The organism is Photobacterium sp. OFAV2-7, assembly GCF_022347985.1.
In the GTDB taxonomy this organism is placed as follows: domain Bacteria; phylum Pseudomonadota; class Gammaproteobacteria; order Enterobacterales; family Vibrionaceae; genus Photobacterium.
On the sequence record NZ_JAKRFQ010000498.1, the window covers coordinates 1 to 3776 of the forward strand.

Genomic DNA, 3776 nt, shown 5'->3' on the forward strand with positions numbered 1-3776 from the left:
AAAGATACAATGCCTGGATTGACTCCAGTGGAAGCCTGAAGTAATCAAGGGGAAGCTTTATAAGGATCATAAAGGATACAAGTGTAGAGCAGCTGTAGAGCAGTACTAAAATGGATGTTGCTTTTCCTGTCGCAAGTCGCCTTACCCAGTTGTTTGTCCTTGAATCGAGAATACTTAATACAGTGCCGCTGGCAGCAAAGCCAAATAGCGCAATGCTGATCACCATAAAGGAGAGATGATTCCACTGGCTAATCGAAAAGATCCTGGTTAACAGTACTTCAAAGGCGAGCGAAGAAAGGGATACGAGGAAAACTGCCGGGAGACTCATTGCTATTTCCCGAAGGTCTTCATTGCGTGTCCGGTCATGGGAACAAAGAGAACACCGGCAATTTGCCAAACCCTATAGTCATTCTTTTTTTTGGTAACGAGCACAAGGTTCTGATAGCTGAAGGGATTCCCCAAGGGAAGCACCAGCCGCCCTCCGTCCTTGAGCTGTGCCAATAGAGGCGGAGGGATATGGTCTATAGCGGCAGTGAGCATAATAGCATCATAGGGCGCTCCCTTATTCCAACCGAAATAGCCGTCACCGCACCGTGTTTCAACATTGGTATAGCCTAGAGAATCAAGGAGCTTTCTGGCCTTAACACAGAGTTTTTTCTTGATTTCGATGCTAATTACTTCTTTGGCTACTTCGGCAAGCACCGCGGCCTGATATCCAGAGCCGGTCCCGATCTCGAGTACTTTTTCATTGCCTTTTAACTCGAGAACCTCCGTCATTAGGGCAACAATATATGGCTGTGAAATGGTCTGTCCTTCTCCGATCGGCAGGGGAGAATCTGTATAGGCTTTAAACGCCAGAATCTTCGGTACAAAAAGGTGCCTGGGGAGCTTGTTCATTGCCGCTAGCACTCTTTTGTCGACTATGTCGCGCTTAATTAGCTGGTCTTGAACCATTGTCTCTCGGGCACGGCCATACTTTTCGGAATCACTCACGGCTAATGCTGCTAGGGGCTGGATTCCGAATACGATGAAGGCGAAAAATAGAAACAAAGAGCGACCCATAGCGTACTCCCTACAGGATTTTGATAGAGCCAAACCACTTTAGAGTATAGGAAGAGTACAGCCTGCAAAGAATCACCACACTATCATTGGTCCTTGAAGCGATAAGTCTTTGGCAGGATATGAGTCAGTGAATAAATGCGATCTAGAGTGGTTTTCAGTTATCGTTATATACTTTACTATATAACGATAACTGAGCATGCTGACATTAGAGGTAAAGTATGAATAAGCGTTTGTTAACGTATCTGTTTTCTGTAGGTTGCGCGTTGGGGGCTTCAAGCTCGGCGATGGCGTCGGAGAAGGTGACAGTTTTTGCCGCTTCCTCGTTGACTAATGCCATGAATGAAGTGGCGGCGGCATACAAAGAAAAAACGGGTACTCAGTCGACGCTTTCGTTTGCCTCGTCTGCGGCCCTTGCCAGACAGATTGCTCAAGGCGCACCGGCTGATATCTATCTTTCTGCCAATGAAAAGTGGATGGATTATGTCGAGCAGCAGAAGGCTATTGAGCCGCAATCTCGTAAAAGTTTGTTAAACAATAGTCTGGTGTTAGTGGCTCCGGATTCTTACCCAACCAATAGCATTGCCATCAGTGCCTCGTGGGATTTGGCCAAGGCGCTGGATGGTACACGACTGGCGACGGCACCGGGGGGCTGGTCACAATATGCTGCTGAGGTAGTTGGTGATGAAGGACAGGTGATTGCCTGTGACATTCTGCCTATGGATTCACTGCCGGGAGTGAGCTTCTTGCAAGGTGATTTCCGCGAAGAAGCTGTGTTGGATGCACTGTTGGACCGTATTCAGCCAGACATGGTTGATGTGGTTCTTTCAGATATGGCGCCTAACATGAGCGGCAACTTGGCGTCAGATCAACCTAGAGCAATGTATCTTGTTGAACTAGCATTAGATATGTGTAGGCAAGTACTTGCGCCGAACGGCAGCTTTGCGGTAAAAGTTTTCCAGGGGGAAGGCTTTGATCAGTACCTGGCTGACGTGCGTAGCATGTTCAAAGTGGTTAAAATTCGTAAACCGGATTCATCACGAGATCGTTCTCGTGAGGTCTATATTGTAGCTACAGGTTACAAACTGTAGTACCCTAAATTCATCTTTAAGTTATCGCGAGGTTAACACCTTGAGTGACATGGCAAAAAACTTGATTTTGTGGTTGGTCATCGCTGTGGTTCTGATGTCTGTGTTTCAGAGCTTTGGTCCCGGTGATAGTGCTGGCCGTCAAGTCGACTATACAACCTTTGTCCGTGAAATCGGTCAGGATCAGATAAGGGAAGCGCGATTCAATGATCGTGAGATCACCGTATATAAACGTGATAACACGCGATACGTCACTTATCTGCCTGTCTACAACGATCAAAAGCTATTAGACGACCTTATTAACGCTAATGTGAAGGTGATGGGTACACCACCTGAAGAGCCGAGCCTGCTGGCTTCTATCTTCATCTCCTGGTTCCCAATGCTGCTTCTTATTGGTGTTTGGATTTTCTTTATGCGCCAGATGCAGGGCGGCGGTGGCAAAGGTGCCATGTCGTTCGGTAAGTCTAAAGCACGCATGATGAGTGAAGATCAGATTAAAACGACCTTCAGCGACGTTGCAGGCTGTGACGAAGCCAAAGAAGACGTGAAGGAGTTGGTGGATTACCTGCGTGATCCGAGCCGCTTCCAGAAGTTGGGTGGTAAGATCCCAACGGGTGTTCTTATGGTTGGTCCTCCTGGTACGGGTAAAACCTTGCTGGCTAAAGCGATTGCCGGTGAAGCGAAGGTTCCTTTCTTTACCATTTCAGGTTCTGACTTCGTAGAAATGTTCGTCGGTGTGGGTGCATCCCGTGTCCGTGACATGTTTGAGCAGGCGAAGAAAGCGGCACCTTGTATCATCTTTATCGATGAAATCGATGCCGTCGGCCGTCAGCGTGGTGCTGGTGTCGGTGGTGGTCACGATGAGCGTGAGCAGACGCTTAACCAGATGCTGGTTGAGATGGATGGTTTCGAGGGTAATGAAGGTATCATCGTTATTGCCGCGACTAACCGCCCAGATGTACTGGACCCAGCATTGCTTCGTCCGGGCCGTTTCGACCGTCAGGTCGTAGTTGGTCTGCCGGATGTACGTGGTCGTGAGCAAATCCTGAAAGTACACATGCGTAAAGTACCGCTGGATGGTGATGTTAAACCATCTCTGATTGCACGTGGTACGCCGGGCTTCTCTGGTGCCGATCTGGCTAACCTGGTCAACGAGGCTGCCTTGTTTGCGGCACGCGGCAACAAGCGTACCGTTTCTATGGTGGAATTCGAGCTGGCCAAAGACAAAATCATGATGGGCGCTGAGCGCAAGTCAATGGTGATGACGGACGAGCAGAAAGAATCGACGGCTTACCATGAAGCTGGTCACGCGATTATCGGTCGTCTGGTACCGGATCACGATCCGGTCTACAAGGTATCGATTATTCCTCGTGGCCGTGCACTGGGTGTGACTATGTACTTGCCAGAGCAAGACCGTGTCAGCCACTCACGTGAATTCCTTGAGTCGATGATTTCAAGCCTTTACGGTGGTCGTCTGGCTGAAGAGCTTATCTACGGTGTAGATAAAGTGTCGACCGGTGCGTCGAATGATATCGAGCGAGCGACTGACATTGCCCGTAAGATGGTCACTCAGTGGGGCTTCTCAGATAAGCTAGGTCCGCTGTTGTATGCTGAAGACGAAGGTGAAGT

Annotated in this window: 3 protein-coding genes and 1 pseudogene; 2 read left to right on the forward strand and 2 right to left on the reverse strand. The window is 48.8% G+C overall.

Annotation, left to right across the window (positions count from 1 at the left end):
* Together MHN01_RS19725 and MHN01_RS19730 are read right to left on the reverse strand one after the other, a co-directional pair.
* Positions 1-328 (reverse strand): annotated as a pseudogene (locus MHN01_RS19725) (hypothetical protein); the annotation flags it as partial.
* 2 nt (positions 329-330) lie between these two features.
* A complete protein-coding gene (locus MHN01_RS19730; RefSeq protein ID WP_255725372.1) occupies positions 331-1062 on the reverse strand; it encodes a protein-L-isoaspartate(D-aspartate) O-methyltransferase in 732 nt (243 codons plus the stop codon).
* A gap of 284 nt (positions 1063-1346) precedes the next feature.
* Between MHN01_RS19730 and rlmE the strand changes: the two genes are divergently transcribed.
* A complete protein-coding gene (rlmE, locus tag MHN01_RS24750; RefSeq protein ID WP_370646525.1) occupies positions 1347-2150 on the forward strand; it encodes a 23S rRNA (uridine(2552)-2'-O)-methyltransferase RlmE in 804 nt (267 codons plus the stop codon).
* A 49-nt stretch (positions 2151-2199) separates the two neighbouring features.
* Positions 2200-3776: ATP-dependent zinc metalloprotease FtsH (gene ftsH, locus MHN01_RS19745; protein ID WP_239412913.1), on the forward strand; the 1577-nt coding region annotated here is incomplete at its 3' end.

Bases quoted from the DNA above. Each gene is read 5' to 3' on its own strand.
- rlmE (WP_370646525.1), top strand. From the start codon at position 1,347: ATGGCGTCGGAGAAGGTGACAGTTTTTGCCGCTTCCTCGTTGACTAAT.
- MHN01_RS19730 (WP_255725372.1), bottom strand. From the start codon at position 1,062: ATGGGTCGCTCTTTGTTTCTATTTTTCGCCTTCATCGTATTCGGAATC.